Origin of the sequence: Streptomyces sp. NPDC047108 (genome assembly GCF_040643575.1) — a bacterium.
Classification (GTDB): Bacteria; Actinomycetota; Actinomycetes; order Streptomycetales; family Streptomycetaceae; genus Streptomyces.
The window spans coordinates 1-18,099 of record NZ_JBEYUP010000030.1 but is presented as its reverse complement, the minus strand read 5'-3'; the positions used below and the strand labels follow the sequence as shown (position 1 = coordinate 18,099).

Genomic DNA, 18,099 nt, shown 5'->3' with positions numbered 1-18,099 from the left:
TCCCTGAGCCGATGCCGACGGTTCCCCGCGGCTGATCACGACTGCCCCAGTTCTTTGTCGATCAGGTCGAACAACTCGTCCGCCGTCTCCACGGAGTCGAGTTCTCCGTCGTCGGCGTCCGAGGGTGATGCTCCGGAATCCCCGGCACCGGAGGCGGAGGCGGGACCGGTTCCGTTGCCCGTACCGGTGTCGTTGCCGCGTCCGGGACCGCCGTTCTTCGCTGCCATCTCCTGCCACTTCGCCGTCAGCAACTGCAGCCGGGAAGTGATGGTCGCCGGGTCGTCCCCACCGCCCGCCGCGGCGGCGAGCACGGACTCCAGACGGTCGAGCTCGGCCAGCAGCGGCACCGCCGTCACGGCCCCGCCGGAGCCCTCACCACCACCCGGGCCGGACGCCTCCGGCACGGGGATCTCCTCCAGCAGATGACCGGCCAGCACCGACGGTGTCGGATGGTCGAAGACCAGCGTGGCCGGAAGCCGCAGCCTGGTGGCGGCGTTGAGACGGTTCCGCAGTTCCACGGCGGTGAGCGAGTCGAAGCCCAACTCCTTGAACGCCTGGTCCGGTTCGATCTCGTCCGCCGAGGCGTGGCCGAGGGTCGCTGCGGCCTGCGCACACACCAGGTCGACCAGATACTGCTCGCGGTCGGCCGGGGCGAGCGCCGCGAGCACGGACCCGAGGTCCTGCTGCGCGGCCGCACCGGCCGCCGCTGTCTCCGCGGCACGCCGCGCCGGAGCCCGTACCAGCCCGCGCAGCAGCGGTGGTACGGCTTCGGCGTGCGCCCGCAGCGTCCGAAGGTCGAGGTGCACCGGTAGCAGCAGCGCTCGGTGCGCGGGGGCAGCCCCGGCCACGAGCCCTGCGGTGTCGAGCAGTTCGAGGCCCTGTTCGGGGGTGAGGGGCTGCATACCGCCGCGCGCCATACGGCGCAGATCGGCCTCGGTCAGCTCGGCGGTCATGCCCGTACCGGGAGCCCACGGGCCCCAGGCCAGGGAGGTCGCGGGCAGCCCGGAGGAACGGCGGCCCGCGGCAAAGGCGTCCAAGAAGGCGTTGGCAGCCGCGTAGTTGGCCTGCCCGGCGCCGCCGAATGTACCGGCGACGGAGGAGAAGAGGACGAACGCCGACAGGTCGGCATCACGGGTCAGCTCGTGCAGATGGACAGCCGCATCCGCCTTCGGCCGCATGACGAGTGCCAGCCGCTCGGGGGTGAGAGAAGCCACCACACCGTCGTCCAGGACACCGGCCGTATGCACCACAGCGGTCAGCGGACGGTCCGCGGAGATGGCGTGAAGCGCTGCGGCGAGATCGTCCCGATCGGCGACATCCACAGCCGCCACCTCGACCGACGCTCCCAAATCGGCCAGATCCGCCACGAGTTCGCCCGCCCCGGGGGCCTCCAGGCCACGACGGCTCACCAACAACAGATGCCGGATACGGTGTTCGGCGACCAGATGCCGGGCCACCAACGCGCCCAGACCACCCGTACCACCGGTGACCAGCACCGTGCCGGCGGGATCCAGCGGCGCGGGAACGGTGAGAACAACCTTGCCCACATGCCGAGCCTGGGAGAGATACCGGAACGCCTCCGGAGCACGCCGCACATCCCAGCACGTCACCGGAAGCGGCCGCAGAACTCCCGCCTCGAACAGGGTGACCAGCTCGGACAGCATCTGCCCGATCCGCTCCGCCCCCGCGTCCCACAGATCGAACGCCCGATACCTCACCCCGGAATGCCCGGCAGCAACCTCAACGGCATCCCGGACATCGGTCTTTCCCATCTCCAGGAAACGGCCACCACGCGGCAACAGCCGCAGCGACGCGTCCACGAACTCCCCCGCGAGAGAGTCCAGCACCACATCCACACCACGACCACCGGTCGCAGCGAGAAAAGCCTGCTCGAAATCCGTGTCCCGCGACGAAGCGATGTGCGCATCATCCAAACCGAGGCCGCGCAGCGTGTCCCACTTCCCCACGCTCGCCGTACCGAACACCTCAGCACCCAGATGACGCGCCAACTGCGTCGCAGCCATACCCACACCACCGGCCGCCGCATGCACCAGCACCGACTCCCCCGACCGCACACCCCCCAGATCCCTCAACGCGTAGAGCGCCGTCAGAAACACGATCGGCACCGACGCAGCCTCCGCGAACGACCACCCCGCCGGAACCCGCACCACCGTCCGCGCATCCGCCACCACAACCGGACCGAAAGAGCCGGGGAACATGCCGAACACCCGGTCACCCACGACCAAATCCGCCACACCCGGACCGACCTCGGTCACCACACCGGCGCCTTCGCCGCCGAGCAGGCCCGCCTCGCCCGGGTACATTCCGAGGGCGTTGAGCACATCGCGGAAGTTGACACCCGCCGCCCGCACCCCGATACGGACCTGCCCCTCCTCCAACCCGGCCTCGGCCTCCGGGAAGGGAGTCAGGGCGAGGGTGTCCAGGGTGCCCTTCTCCCGGCTGTCCAAGTGCCAGGCCGACTCGTCCGCCGGAAGCGGGAGTTGGCCACCTGCCGGGACTCGGCCGAGGCGCGGTGCGTGCGTCACGCCGTCCCGGAGCGCGATCTCCGGTTCGCCCGACGCCAGGGCCCGGTCGAGCGCGGCGCGGGACGCGTCCGTGCCGTCCGTGTCGACCAGCGCGAACCGGTCCGGCGCCTCGGCACGCGCCGCCCGCACCAGTCCCCAGACCGCGGCCAGGGCAGGGTCCGGAGCCGTCTCGTCGAGCGTGACCGCCCCCTCCGTGACGATCACCAGACGGGACTCCTCGAACCGTTCGTCGGCCAGCCAGGCCTGTACGGCCTCCAGGACGCGACCGGTGACCGCGCGGGCGGCCTCCGGTACGTCACCGCCCTCACCGCTCAGGCCGGGTCCCGCCCCGAACAGGACACGCGCGGGGACCACGGAAGGCAGCTCGGCCAGAGCCGGGTACGTCGGGACGCCGGGCAGTAGATCCCTGTCACCGACGACCGCCGACGCACCGTCCCCGGAAGCTTCCTGCTCGAGCGGGGACACCTTCGTCCAGTCCACCTGGAAGAGGCCGTCCCGGTGTCCTTCGGCCTCGGCGCCGGCGGCAAGGTCGCCGGAGACCTGGCGCAGCAGCAGCGACTCGACGGACGCGACCGGGCCGCCCGTCGGGTCGGCGAGGTGCAGGGCGACCGCTTCCGGACCGGACTGCACCATCCGTACGCGCAGCGCCCGCGCACCGGACGCGCGCAGCGACACTCCGCTCCAGGAGAACGGCAGCCGCCCCTGCCCGGCGTCGGCCAGTGACACGAACATCATCGCGTGCAGGGCCGAGTCCAGCAGTGCCGGGTGGACGCCGAAGTCACCGGCCAGCCGTTCGTGGTCGTCGGGCAGGCCGACCTCGGCGAACACCTCGTCGCCGCGCCGCCAGACCGCGCGCAGCCCCTGGAAGACGGGCCCGTAGGCGAATCCGGCCTCGGCGAACCGGTCGTAGAAGCCCTCCATGGGGACGGCCTCGGCGTTCGGCGGTGGCCATGCGGACAGGTCGGGGGCCGCGGTGTCGCCGGCCGGCGGGCCGGAGACGAGCGAGCCGCTTGCGTTGAGCGTCCACGGATCGGTGTCGAGGGCGTCCTCGGCGCGGGAGTACACCTCCACCGTGCGCGTGTCCGTCTCGTCGGGTGCACCCGCCCGGACCTGCACCAGCCGCCCGGTGCGCTCGGGCACGACCAGCGGGGCTGCGATGGTCAGTTCCTCGACGCGGTCGTAGCCGAGCTGTCCGGCGGCGCACAGGGCGAGTTCGAGGAATCCGGTGCCCGGGAAAAGGACCGTGCCGGTCACGGCGTGGTCGCGCAGCCAGGGGTGCGTCCTGAGCGAGAGGCGTCCGGTGAACAGGGCCTCGTCGCTGCCGGCCACCCGCACGGCGGCGCCCAGCAGCGGGTGCCCGGCCGAGCCGACACCCGCCGAGCCGAGGTCGCCGAGGGTGACACCGGTCAGGTTCGGCCAGTACCGGCGGCGCTGGAAGGCGTACGTGGGCAGGTTCACGGACGTGCTCGGGTTCCCGGACCTGGTCGGGTCGCTGCCGTCGATGGTCCGACGCCAGTCGGTGTCGGCGCCGTGGACGAACAGCGCGGCGAGCGCCGCGAGGACGCTCGTCCCCTCGGGCCGGTCCTTGCGGAGCGCGGGGACGAGTACCGCTGCCCCGGCGTCCTCCAGGGCGGTCTGTGCGAGGGCGGTGAGGGTTCCGTCGGGGCCGAGTTCGAGGAAGCGGCCCACGCCGTGGTCGGCGAGGGCGCCGATGGCATCGGCGTACCGGACGGTGCGGCGGACGTGCTCCACCCAGTGGTCCGGTGACATCAACGCGTCCTCGGTGGCGGTCTCTCCGGTGAGCGTGGACACGAGAGGCAGCTTCGGCCGCTCGTAGGACAGGCTCTCCGCCACCTCGCGGAAGTCCGCGAGCATCGGCTCCATCAGGGGCGAGTGGAAGGCGTGGCTCACCCGCAGGGCCGTGGCCTTGCGGTCCTGGGCCCGGAACTGTGCGGCGAGTTCCTCGACGGCATCGGCGGAGCCGGCGACCACAACCGCCTGCGGGCCGTTGACGGCGGCGAGACCGAGTCGGTCGTTCAGCAGGGGCAGCACCTCGTCCTCGGAGGCCTGGACCGCGACCATCGCGCCGCCCTCGGGCAGCGCCTGCATCAACCGGCCCCGGGCCGCGACCAACCGGCAGGCATCGGCCAGCGACCACACACCCGCCACATGGGCTGCCGCGATCTCGCCGATGGAGTGCCCCGCGAGCACGTCGGGCCGCACACCCCACGACTCCAGCAGCCGGAACAGCGCCACTTCCAGCGCGAACAGCGCGGGCTGCGCGAACTCCGTACGGTTCAGCAGCTCGCCGTCGTCGCCGAACACCACCTCGCGGAGGGAGAGCGGAAGTTCGGTGTCGAGATGGGCGCAGGCCGCGTCGAAGGCATCCGCGAAGGCGGGGCGGGTGTCGTACAACTCCCGGCCCATGTGCAGGCGTTGTGCGCCTTGCCCGGCGAAGAGGAACGCCGTTCGCACATCACGCCGGGCCGTGCCGGTCGCCGCGTTGACCGCCTCCGTACCGGATGCGACCGCCTCCAGTCCCCGCAGCACATCGTCGCGGTCGGCGCCCCAGACCACGGCCCGGTGCTCGAACAACGACCGCGACCGCACCAGAGACCCGGCGACCTCCACGACGCCCGGCGCCGCATCGCCGGTCGTGAACTCCGCGAGCCGCGCCGCCTGCGCCCGCAACGCTGCAGCCGAACGACCCGACACCACCCACGGCACCGCACCGCGCACGACCGGCGAACACGGAACCGCCGACTCCTCCGGGACCACCGGCTCCAGGACCGGGGGCTCTTCCAGCACCACGTGCGCGTTCGTCCCACTGAGACCGAACGACGACACACCAGCGCGGCGCGTCCGTCCCTCGGCGCGCGGCCAGTCGGCGCCGTCCGTCAACAGGTCGACCGCGCCGGCGGACCAGTCGACGTGGGACGACGGCTCGTCCGCGTGCAGGGTCCGCGGCAGCCTGCCCTGCTGCAGGGCGAGCACCATCTTGATGACTCCGGCGATGCCCGCGGCGGCCTGCGTGTGGCCGATGTTCGACTTCACCGCCCCCAGCCACAGCGGCCGTTCACGGTCCTGCCCATAGGTCGCCAGCAGCGCCTGCGCCTCGATCGGATCACCCAGCGACGTACCCGTGCCATGCGCCTCCACCGCGTCCACATCGCCCGGCTTCAACCCGGCCGAAGACAACGCCGCACGGATCACCCGCTGCTGCGAAGGACCGTTCGGCGCCGTCAGACCATTGCTCGCACCGTCCTGATTGACCGCACTACCGCGTACAACCGCCAGAACCGGACGCCCGGACGCCTCCGCGTCCGACAGCCGCTCCACCAGCACCAGACCCGCACCCTCGGAGAACCCGGCACCATCCGCCCCGTCCGAGAACGCCTTGCACCGACCGTCCGACGCCAACCCCCGCTGACGACTGAAGTCCAGGAACAACCCCGGCGTCGACATCACCGTCACACCACCGGCCAACGCCCGATCACACTCACCCGCACGCAACGCCTGCACCGCCAGATGCAACGCCACCAGGGCGGCCGAACACGCCGTGTCCACCGTCACCGCGGGCCCCTCCAGACCCAGGGCGTACGACACACGGCCGGAGACGATGCTCGCCGCGTTGCCGGTCCCGAGGTGGCCGCCGACGTCCTCGCCGGATGCGACGAGGAGCGGGGTGTAGTCGTTGCCGTTGGTGCCGGCGAAGACTCCGGTACGGGAGCCGCGCAGCGACATCGGGTCGATCCCGGCCCGCTCGAACGCCTCCCACGCCAGCTCCAGCAGCAACCGCTGCTGCGGATCCATCGCCAAAGCCTCACGCGGGGAGACACCGAAGAAGGCGGGGTCGAACTCGGCCATGTCCCGCAGGAATCCGCCTTCGCGGGCGGTGCAGGTCCCAGGGTTGTCGGGGTCGGGGTGGTAGAGGTTGTCGACGTCCCAGCCGCGGTCGGCAGGGAACGGGCCGATGGCGTCGGCGCCGTCGGCGAGCAGACGCCAGTAGGCCTCGGGGGTATCCGCCCCTCCGGGGAAGCGGCAGCTCATCGCGGTGATGACGATCGGGTCGTCGGTCACGGGTGCGGACGCGGAAGTGGTCCCCGCCATGGCGGGCAGGCCGTCGTCGGCGTCGGACACGTCGCCCAGTTCGCCGAGGAGCATCCGGGCCAGCTCGGCGCAGTTGGGGTAGTCGAAGACCAGGGTCGCCGGGAGACGCAGCCCAGTGATCTTGTTCATGCCGTTGCGGAGTTCGACGGCGCTCAGCGAGTCGAAGCCGAGGTCGCTGAAGGCACTGGTCGGCTCGACGGCCTGCGGTCCGGGGTAGCCGAGGACTGTGGCCACGTAGCCGCGTACGACCTCGAGGACGGCGTCGGACCGTTCGGCGCCGGCGAGGCCGGCCAGGTGGCGGCGGAGCGCGGGCGTGTCGCCCTCCGCGGCGTCACCGCCGAAGACGTCGCCGCTGGTCCCGGCGGAGGCCGTTCCGTGCGCCGGGTCGAGGACACGCCGCGCGTCGGGCAGGTCCCGCAGCAGGGCGCTGGGACGGGAGCCGGTGAAGGCGGGCGCGAAGCGATCCCAGCCGATGTCGGTCACGGCGAGATAGGTCTCCCCGTGGTCGAGTGCCTGCTGGAGGGCCTGGCAGGCCAGTTCGGGCGGCATGTCGTAGACGCCGTAGCGGCGCAGGCGTTCGCCGACCGCGCCGTCGCCCATGCCGCCGTCCGCCCAGTGGCCCCAGGCGACGGAGGTGGCGGGCAGGCCCAGGGAGCGCCGCTGCTGGGCGAGGGCGTCCAGGAAGGCGTTGCCGGGCGCGTAGTTGCCGAGGCCGGGGCCGCTGATGGTGCCGGAGGTCGAGGAGAAGAGCACGAAAGCGGACAGGTCGAGGCCGGCCGTCAGTTCGTGCAGGTTCACGGCGGCGGTGGCTTTGGTGGCCAGCACCGGGTCCATACGGCCGGGTTCGAGACCGTCGATGACGCCGTCGTCGAGCGTTCCTGCGATGTGCAGGACGGCGTCGAGCGGCTGCTCCTCGGGGACGGAGCCGAGGAGTTCGCGCAGGGCGTCGCGGTCGGCGACGTCGCACGCGGCGAGGGTGACGCGCCCGGCACCCAACTCGGTCAACTCGGCCGTCAGTTCGGCCGCGCCTGGCGCGTCGGCCCCCCGGCGGCTGGTGAGCAGCAGATGTTCGGCGCCGAGGGACGCGAGCCAGCGGGATATGTGCCCGCCGACAGCGCCGGTTCCGCCGGTGATCAGGACGGTTCCGCGCGGACGCCAGCTCTCGTCGGGCGGGGTCGCGCCGGCGAGCGGGGCGCGCTGCAGACGGCGACCGTAGGTGCCGGACGCGCGTACGGCGGTCTGGTCCTCTCCGTCGGGCCGGGCGAGCAGGGCGCACAGCCGGTCGCCCGCCCGCCGGTCGAGGACGGCGGGCAGATCGACGAGGCCGCCCCAGCGGTCGGAGTGCTCCAGGGCGACGACCCGGCCCAGACCCCAGACGAGGGCCTGAGGAGCGCTGAGGACGGTCTCCGAGCCGGTGACGGCGACGGCACCGCGGGTGGCGCACCAGAGGGGTGCGGTGACGCCGAGGTCCCCGAGTGCCTGGAGGAGGGTGAGGGTGCCGGCGAGCCCGGAGGGGACCGACGAGTGGTCGGGGTGCGGGCTCTCGTCGAGGGCGAGGAACGACAGGACGCCGCCGAGGTCGCCGGGTTCGAGGGCGGGAGGTGTTCCGGTGTCCGGGCCGGCGTCCCCGTCGGTGGCCGTTCCGGTACCGCTGGTGTCCGTGCCGGTCGTGTCCGTGCCGGTGGTGGTGTCCGTGCCCGTACTGGTACCCCTGCCGGTGGTGGTGCCCGGGCCGGCGAGCGCGGCGGTAAGCAGCGCGGCCAGGCCCTCGCGGTCGGTCTCGGGGCTGCCGCCGTCGACGGGTACGACCCGGAAGGGAACGCCGTGAGCGCCGAGGGCCTGCCGGGTGGCGTCCGCCAGAGCGTGTCCCGCGGCGGGGACGACGAGGAGCCAGGTCCCGGCCGGGGGCGCGGCAGCGGTGTCCTGGGTGAGCGGGGTCCAGCCGACGGTGTAGCGCCAGCCGTCGACGGTGGACTGCTCCTTGCTGCTGCGCCGCCACGCGGAGAGCGCGGGCAGCACGTCGCGCAGAGGAGTGTCGCCACCGAGGTCGAGGGCGGCGGTGAGACTGTCGAGGTCCTCGTCCTCCACGGACCGCCAGAACCGGCCCTCCACCTCGTCGGTGACGGCGGCGCCGTCCTCGGGTCCGGCATCCGCGTCCCGCAACTCCGGCCAGAACGGCAGCCGTTGGAAGGCGTACGTGGGCAGGTCGACCCGCTGGGCGCCGGTGCCGGCGAAGACGCTCCGCCAGTCGACGGCAACGCCCTGGGCGTGGGCCTCGGCGAGGGAGGTCAGGAAGCGGTCCAGTCCGCCCTGGTCGCGCCGGAGGGTGCCGAGCACGGCGGCGTCGGCAGCGGCGTCCTCGATGGTCTCGCGGAGCCCGAACGCGACGACGGGGTGCGGTCCGACCTCGATGAAGGCGCGGTGGCCGTCGGCGAGCAGGCCGCGGACCGCGTCCTCGAAGCGGACGGTCTCCCGCAGGTTGGTGTACCAGTAGGTGGCGTCGGGGACGGTGTCGTCGTCCAGCCAGTCGCCGGTCACCGAGGAACGGAAGGGGATCTCGGGGGGCAGCGGCCGGAGTTCGGCGAGCGAGTCGAGGACCTGTTCGCGGATGGGTTCGACGTGGTTGGAGTGGCTGCCGTAGTCCACGGCGACCTTCCGGGCCTGGACGCCGTCGCCGGTCAGTTCGGTGAACAGCCGGTCCAGGTCGTCGGCGGCGCCGGAGACGACGGACGACGCGGGGCCGTTGACGGCGGCGACGGCGAGCCGGTCGCCGTACGGCTCCAGGCGGGCGCGCACCTCGTCGGCCGGGAGCGGGACCGACATCATGCCGCCGTCACCCGCGATGGCGGTGATGGCCCGGGAGCGCAGGGCGGCGACGCGGGCGCCGTCCTCGATCGACAGGGCACCGGCGACGACGGCCGCGGCGATCTCGCCCTGGCTGTGGCCGACGACGGCGGCGGGCTCGACGCCGTACGAACGCCACAGATGGGCGAGGGAGACCATCACGGCCCACAGGACGGGCTGGACGACGTCCACCCGATCGAGGTCGGGGGCATCCGGTCCACCGCGGAGGGCGGCGGTCAGCGACCAGTCCACGTATGGTTCGAGCGCCTGCTCGCACTCGGCGATGCGGCGGGCGAACTCCGGTGCGGTGTCGAGGAGTTCGCGGCCCATTCCGGCCCACTGCGCACCCTGGCCGGGGAACACCAGCACGGGTCCGGTGCCGCGCCGGTCGACGCCGCGGACGACGTCGCTGACCGGGGTGTCGTCGGCTATGTCGCGGAGCCCCCGCTCCAGACCGTCGCGGTCGGCGGCGAGCACCACGGCCCGCTGCTCGAACGCCGTACGGGTGGTGGCCAGGGACAACCCCAGGTCGGTGATTCCGGCCTCGGGACGGGCACGGAGGTGGGCGAGCAGCCGACCGGCCTGGGCGCGCAGTCCCTCGGAGGTGCGGGCCGACAGGGCGGCGGGCACCAACGGCAGCGCGGGGCGGGCGTCGGACTCGTCGTGGCGGTCCCGTCGGTCGTGCTGGTCCTGCTGGTCCTGCTGGTCCTGCCGGCCCTGCTGTCCGCGCCCGTCGTCCTGGGCGGAGCGCGTGTCCCGCGGTGCGGCGGCGCCGTCGTGAGACGCGGTGTCGTCCGGGGCCTGCTCGATGATGACGTGCGCGTTGGTGCCGCTCATGCCGAACGAGGAGACGCCGGCGCGGCGCGGACGGCCGGACTCGGGCCATGTCACAGGCTCGTTGAGCAGTCGCACGGTGCCGGCGGACCAGTCGACCTCGTCGGTGGGGTTCTCTGCGTGCAGGGTGGGCGGGAGTTCCCCGTTGCGGAGGGCCATGACCATCTTGATGACCCCGCCGACACCGGCTGCCGCCTGGGAATGGCCGATGTTGGACTTCAGCGATCCCAGCCACAGGGGCCGGTCCTCCGGACGGTCCTGACCGTAGACCGCGATCAGGGCCTGCGCCTCGATCGGATCGCCCAGCGTCGTACCGGTGCCGTGCGCCTCGACGGCGTCGACGTCCGCGGGGGTCAGTCCGCCCCCGGCCAGCGCCGCGCGGATGACCCGCTGCTGCGAGGGGCCGTTGGGGGCGGTCAGTCCGTTGGAGGCGCCGTCCTGGTTGAGGGCGCTGCCCTGGACGACCGCGAGGACGGGACGGCCGTTGCGCCGCGCGTCGGACAGCCGTTCCAGAACGACCATGCCGACGCCCTCGGCCCAGCTCGCTCCGTCGGCGTCCGCGGAGAACGGCTTGCAGCGCCCGTCCTCGGCGAGCGCCCGCTGCCGGCTGAACTCGATGAGGGAGCCCGGAGTCGACATGACGGTGACACCACCGGCCAGCGCCAGGTCGCACTCACCCTGCCGCAGCGCCTGCACCCCGAGGTGCAGCGCGACGAGCGAGGACGAGCAGGCGGTGTCGACGGACAGGGCCGGACCCTCCAGCCCCAGGGCGTAGGCGATGCGGCCGGACAGGACGCTGGGCGAGTTGCCGGTGCCGATGTAGCCCTCGAAGTCGTCCTTGGCGGCGCCGAGGATGCCGACGTAGTCCTGGTAGGTGACGCCGGCGAAGACACCGGTGAGGCTGCCGCGCTGGGACACCGGGTCGATGCCGGCCCGCTCGAGCGCCTCCCACGAGGTCTCCAGCAGCAGCCGCTGCTGCGGGTCCATGGCGACGGCTTCGCGCGGGGAGATGCCGAAGAAGCCGGGGTCGAAGTGGCCGGCGTTGTGCAGGAATCCGCCCTCGCGGGCGTAGCAGGTGCCCGGGTGGTCCGGGTCGGGGTCGTAGAGTCCCGCGAGGTCCCAGCCGCGGTCGGCGGGGAACGAGGAGATGCCGTCGCCCCGGTTCGCCACCAGGTCCCACAGTTCTTCGGGGCTGGTGATGCCGCCCGGGTAGCGGCAGGCCATGCCGACCACGACGATCGGATCGTCGTCGAGGCGGGCCCGGGAGGCGGTCGGCACCGCGGAGTCGGGCCGTGCTCCGAAGAGTTCCTCGTCGAGATGCGCGGCGAGCGCGAGCGGCGTCGGGTGGTCGAAGACCAGGGTGGCGGGCAGCAGGACGCCGATGTCGGCGCTGAGCCGGTTGCGCAGCTCTACGGCGGTGATGGAGGCGAAGCCCAGATCCTTGAAGACGCGGGAGGGCTCCACCTCTTCGACATCGACGTAGTCCAGGACCGCGGCCACCTTGCGGCGGACGAGGTCGAGCAACACGCGATGCCGTTCGGCCGCGGACCGGCCGGCGAGCCGCCCCAGCAGTCCCTCTCCGTCGGCCGCGCCGGCCGCATCGGCGGCGCGACGGCGCACCGGCCGCGGTGGGGCGGCGGGACGAGCGGGCCCCGTGGAGTGCTCGGCTTCAGGGGCGGTGTCCGTACGGGGCGAGGCGGGCGTGGTGTCCGTACGGTCCGTCGCGGGCGCGGTGTCCGTCACGGGCGCGGTGTCCGTCACGGCGGTGTCCGTCACGGGCGCGGTGTCCGCACGGCTCTCAGCGTGCACGGCTCCTGACGCCGGTGCCTGTCCGCCCGAGGCGGGGCGCAGCCGCAGCGACTCGACGACGAGGACCGGTTGCCCGGAGGCGTCGGCCGCCCGGAGCGTCACCGCGTCCTCCGCGCACCGTGTCAGCCGGACGCGCAGCGTGCCGGCGCCCTCGGCGAGGAGCGTGGCGCGCTGCCAGGCGAACAGCAGGTGCCCCTCGCCCAGCCCCTCCGGCAGGCCGAGTCCCAGCGGGTGCAGCGCCGCGTCCAGCAGTGCCGGGTGCATGCCGAACCGCCGCGCCTGCTCGCGCGTCTCCTCACCGAGCGCGACCTCGGCGTAGACGTCGCCGCCGCGCCGCCAGACTCCGGTCAGCGCCTGGAACGCGGGGCCGTACGCCAGGCCTGCGTCGGCCGCCAGCCGTTCGTACAGGTCGCCGATCTCGACCGGTTCGGCGCCGGTCGGCGGCCAGACGGCGAAGTCGGCGTCCTGCTCCGCGTCGGCCCCCGGTCGCCCGTCCGTGGCGCCGCCGGGCACGAGCAGGCCACCGGCGTGACGGGTCCACGGGGCATCGGCGGAGCGCACCTCGCCGGCCTGCGGGCCGCCGGAGCCCGCATCGTCGGGGCGGGAGTACACGGCCAGAGCGCGGGTGCCGCGGGCATCCGGTTCCTCGATCCGGACCTGGAGCCGTACCGCGCCCTGCTCGGGCACCGTCAGCGGCGCCTCCAGGGTGAGTTCGCGTACCTCGCCGCAGCCCACCTGGTCGCCCGCGTGGACCGCGACCTCCAGGAGCGCGGTGCTGGGTACGACGGCGGCCCCCGCGAGCCGGTGGTCCGCCAGCCACGGGTGCGAGCGCAGCGACAGCCGGCCGGTCAGCACGACGGTGCCGCTGCCTGCGACGGGCAGGGCCGCGGCGAGGAGCGGATGGCCGGTGGGGGCGAGGCCCAGGGCGGTGGCGTCGCCGGTTCCCGCGGGGACCTCGAGCCAGTAGCGCCTGCGCTGGAAGGCGTACGTGGGCAGGGCGATCCTCTTCGCGCGGAGCAGCGACGGCAGGGCCGCCGCCCAGTCCACGTCGACGCCCCGCGCGAAGAGAGCGGACACGGCCGACAGCACGGTCCGCGCTTCGGGACGGTCGTCCCGCAGCACGGGCACCTGCAGCCCGTCCACCGTGGACAGGCACGACTGGGCGAGTGCCGTCAGCGTGCTGTCTGGACCCAGCTCCAGGAAGCGGGTGACGTTCAGGTCGGCCAGGGTGCGGACGCCGTCGGCGAAGCGGACCGCGTCCCGGACGTGCCGCACCCAGAACTCGGGCGAGGCCAGCTCCTCGGCGGTGGCGGCGGCTCCGGTGGCGTCGGAGACGACGGGAACGCGCGGCGTCGCGTACGCGACGCTCTCGGCGACGGCACGGAAGTCGGCGAGCATCGGCTCCATCAGCGGGGAGTGGAACGCATGGCTGACCCGCAGCCTCCGGGTCCGCCTGCCCATCGTCTCGGCCGCGGCGGCGATCTCGCTCACCGCGTCCTCGGTGCCGGAGACGACGACGGACAGCGGTCCGTTGACGGCTGCGATGCCGGCCTCGGCCTCCCGTCCCTCCAGCAGCGGCAGGACGTCCTCCTCCGAAGCCTGGAGCGAAACCATCGCCCCGCCCTCGGGCAACGCCTGCATCAACCGGCCGCGTGCCGCCACCAGTCGGCAGGCGTCCGCCAGGGACCACACACCCGCGACATGCGCCGCCGCCAACGCGCCGATGGAATGCCCGATCAGCACATCCGGCCGCACACCCCAGCTCTCCAGCAGCCGGAACAACGCCACTTCGAGCGCGAACAACGCGGGCTGCGCGTACTCCGTACGGTTCAGCAGATCGGCGTCCTCGCCGAAGACCACCTCCCGCAGCGGACGCGGAAGTTCGGCATCCACGTGGGCGCACACGGCATCGAAGGCATCCGCGAAGACCGCGTACGCCTCGTACAACTGTCGCCCCATGCCCAGGCGTTGTGATCCCTGGCCCGCGAAGAGGAACGCCGTACGGCCGTCGTCGAGCGCGGAGCCGATGACGGCCCCGTCGGTCTCCTCACCGGCCGCGACCGCATGGAGCGTGGACAGCAACTCCTCGCGGTCGGCGCCCCACACCACGGCCCGGTGCTCGAAGACCGAGCGGGAGCCGAGGAGGGACGCGGCGACCTCGGGCGCCGTGGCATCGGGACGGCCCGCGACGAAGGCCGCCAGCCGCTCGGCCTGGGCACACAGCGCGGCACGGCTGCGGCCGGAGACAACCCAGGGCAGTAGCACGGGCTCTGGGCCGCCGTCGTTCCGGGCACCGGCCTCGGATGCGGCCGGGGACTCGCCGGACGGCGGCTCCCCGGGGACAGGCGTTTCCGCGGAGGGCTGTCCCGGGGCCGACGCCTCCGGCGCGGACGGGTCCGGCGCGGACGGGTCCGGGAGTGCCTGTTCCAGGACGACGTGAGCGTTGGTCCCGGACACGCCGAACGCCGACACGCCGGCCCGGCGCGGACGCCCTTCGACCCGGGGCCACTCGGTGTTGTCCGTCAGGAGCCCGATGTCCCCGGCCGACCAGTCGACGTGGGACGACGGCCGCTCCACGTGCAGGGTGCGCGGCAGCAGGCCGTGGTTCATGGCCAGCACCATCTTGATGACACCGGCGACGCCGGCGGCCGCCTGAGTGTGCCCGATGTTGGACTTCAACGAGCCGAGCAGCAGGGGCCGTTCGCGGTCCTGGCCGTAGGTGTCCAGGAGGGCCTGCGCCTCGATCGGATCGCCCAGCGTCGTGCCGGTGCCGTGTCCCTCCACGGCGTCCACGTCGGCCGGGGCGAGTCCCGCCCCGGCGAGGGCCTGCCGGATGACGCGCTGCTGCGAGGGCCCGTTGGGCGCGGTCAGGCCGTTGCTCGCACCGTCCTGATTGACCGCCGAACCCGCCACCACCGCCAGCACCGGATGCCCGTTGCGACGCGCATCCGAAAGCCGCTCCACGACGAGCACACCCACACCCTCGGCCCAGCCCGTCCCGTCCGCATCATCGGAGAACGCCTTGCACCGGCCATCGGCCGCCAGACCGCCCTGCGAGCTGAACTCGACGAACGCGCCCGGGTCGGCCAGCACGGTCACGCCGCCGACCAGTGCCAGGTCGCACTCGGCCGACCGCAGGGCCTGCCCGGCCAGGTGCAGGGCCACCAAGGAGGACGAGCAGGCGGTGTCCACGGTCACCGCGGGCCCCTCGAAGCCGAAGGTGTACGCGACACGGCCGGAGACGACGCTGCCCGCGACACCGGTCAACAGCTGGCCGCCGAGCCCCTCGGGCACTTCGCGCAGCCCGGCGCCGTATCCGGAGCTGCCGGCACCGACGAACACGCCCGTACGGCTCCCCTGCAGTGAGTCCGGCCTGATCGCCGCGTGTTCCAGGGCCTCCCAGGAGGTCTCCAGCAGCAGCCGCTGCTGCGGATCGACGGCGAGGGCCTCGCGGGGCGAGATGCCGAAGAAGGCGGGGTCGAACTGGGCGGCGTCGTAGAGGAAGCCCCCCGCGCGGGTGTGGCTGCGGCCGCCCCGGCCGTCCGCGTCCGCGGAACCGTGGAGGGCGTCGAGGTCCCAGCCCCGGTCGGTGGGGAAGTCGGAGATGGCGTCGGTGCCTTCGGTGACCAGTCGCCACAGGTCGTCGGGACCGGCGACGCGACCGGGCAGGCGGCAGGCCATGCCGACGATGACGATCGGGTCGTCCGTCGTGGACGTCGGGTACGGGACGGGCAGCAGGGCGTCCGTTCCGCGGTCGGTGTCCTCGGCGAACAGCTTCGCGCGCAACAGCCGCGCGAGAGCCGAGGGCGTGGGGTGGTCGAAGACGAGGGTGCTGGGCAGCTTGAGGCCGGTCTCGGCGGTGAGCCGGTTGCGCAGCTCGACGGCCGTGAGGGAGTCGAAGCCGAGATCGCGGAAGGACCTCGCGGCCTCCACCGAGCCGCCGCTCGCATGGCCGAGGACCTGAGCGGCACGGCCCGATACCAGCTCCAGCAGCGCCCGTTGGCGCTCGGCGGCGGACAAGGGGCCCAGCCGGTCGCGCAGTTCCGAACCGGCCGCGTCGCCGGCGATCGACTCCGTTGTCGTGGTGGTGAGGGCGGTGCGTGCTTCGGGAAGGTCGGCCAGCAGCGCGCTGGGACGGACACTGGTGTACGCGGGGGCGAACCGTTCCCAGTCGACATCGGCCACGACCTGCACCGCATCCCCGCCGGGTACGACCCGGGCCAGCGCGCCGACCGCCCGGCCCGGCTCCAACGCCACCAGACCACGCCGCCGCAACGCCTCCGCCGCCACCGCACCGGCGGCCATACCACCCTCCGCCCACGGACCCCAGGCCACCGACGTCCCCGCCAGCCCACGCCCACGACGCGCCACCACCAGAGCGTCCAGGAACGCATTGGCCGCCGCGTAGCCCGCCTGGCCCCCACTGCCCCACACACCAGCAATGGACGAAAACGTCACAAACGCATCAACCGGGCGCTCTCCCAGAACCGCATCCAGATGCGCAGCCCCCAGCACCTTCGCCGCCCAGACCGCCTCCAGATCCTCCGACGACACCTCACCCAGCGGCACATTCACCACAGCACCCGCCGCATGCACCACCGCATCCACCGGATACTCCGCCAGCAGCCCCTCCACAGCCGCACGATCAGCCACATCACAGGCGACAACGGTCACGTCCGCACCCGAGGCGGCCAGGTCATCCCGCAACGCGGCAACACCCGGAGCATCAGGGCCCCGGCGACTGGCCAGCACCAGATGACCGGCGCCCTCCGCGGCCGCCCACCGGGCCACATGAGCGCCCAACGCACCCGTACCACCCGTGATCAACACCGTCCCCCGAGGACGCCAACCCGCGTCGCCCTCATCGACGGCGGGGACGCGCTCCAGCCGACGGCCGAACACACCCGAAGCCCGCACCGCCACCTGATCCTCATCACCGACCCCGCCCAGAACAGCGGCCAGCCGCCCGGACGTACGGCGATCGATCGACGGAGGCAGGTCGACGAGACCACCCCATCGGTCGGGGTCTTCGAGGGCGGCCACGCGGCCCAGGCCCCACACGGCTCCTTGCACAGCGTCGACCGGACCGTCCGAACGACCCACCGGCACCGCACCCCGCGTCACCACCCACAACGGAGCCGCCACACCGGCATCACCCAGCGCCTGCACCAGACCCACCGACCCCGACACAGCCAGCGGCAGCCCACCCCCGCCCGAACCCTCCGTCAGCGCCAGCAGCGACACCACACCCGCAACCGGACCGACATCCTCCAGGCAAGCGGCCCATTCGGCTCGGCCCATGCCGGCCTCGCACACCACTCGCTCCACCTCGGCGCCGCAGGCTGCGAGACCGTCGAGCACTGAATCCGTCCACGCGTCCGTGGTGAGTCCCGGGTGCTCGACCGCCAGCCAGCGTCCGGAGAGGACTGCCGAGCCGGGGACTCCGGTCAGCGGCCGCCAGTCGACGCGGTAGCGCAGGTGGTCCACGGCGGCCTGCTCCACGCTCTGTCGCCGCCAGGAGGTCAGAGCGGGCAGAACAGCTCCGACGACCTCCTCGTCGAGATCCAGCGTCCCGGCAAGCCCCTCCAGATCCTCGCGCTCGACCGCCTCCCAGAAACGAGCATCGATCTCGCCACCGGGCTGGGTTACGGGTTGAGGGCCGGAGGCCGTCGGCCAGTAGGTCGCGTGCTGGAATGCGTAGGTCGGCAGCTCCACCCACGGCACGGCGGGCAGGAGCTTCGACCAGTCCGCGTCGGTACCCCGCGTGAAGGCCGCGGCCACGGCAGCGACGACCGTCCCGGCCTCCCGCCGGTCCTTGCCCAACGCCGGGACGAACAGCCGGTCTTCGTCCGTCCCGGATTCCTGGGCGAGGGCGGTCAGGGTGCCGTCGGGGCCGAGTTCGAGGAACCGGCGGACGCCCTGGCCGTCCATGCTGCGTACGGCATCGGCGAAGCGC

The 18,099-nt window shown here is 73.2% G+C and carries 1 protein-coding gene; it reads right to left on the bottom strand.

Translation table 11 applies throughout. The features are described 5' to 3' along the window. Positions 1 to 35: 35 nt before the first annotated feature. Positions 36 to 18,074 carry a type I polyketide synthase gene (locus ABZ822_RS31315; RefSeq protein ID WP_360861621.1) on the bottom strand — a complete coding sequence of 6,013 codons (18,039 nt, stop codon included), beginning with the start codon at positions 18,072 to 18,074 and terminating at the stop codon, positions 36 to 38. Positions 18,075 to 18,099: the final 25 nt, after the last annotated feature.

Coding starts and splice junctions, on each gene's coding strand:
- ABZ822_RS31315 (WP_360861621.1), bottom strand. CDS start 18,074: ATGGACGGCCAGGGCGTCCGCCGGTTCCTCGAACTCGGCCCCGACGGC.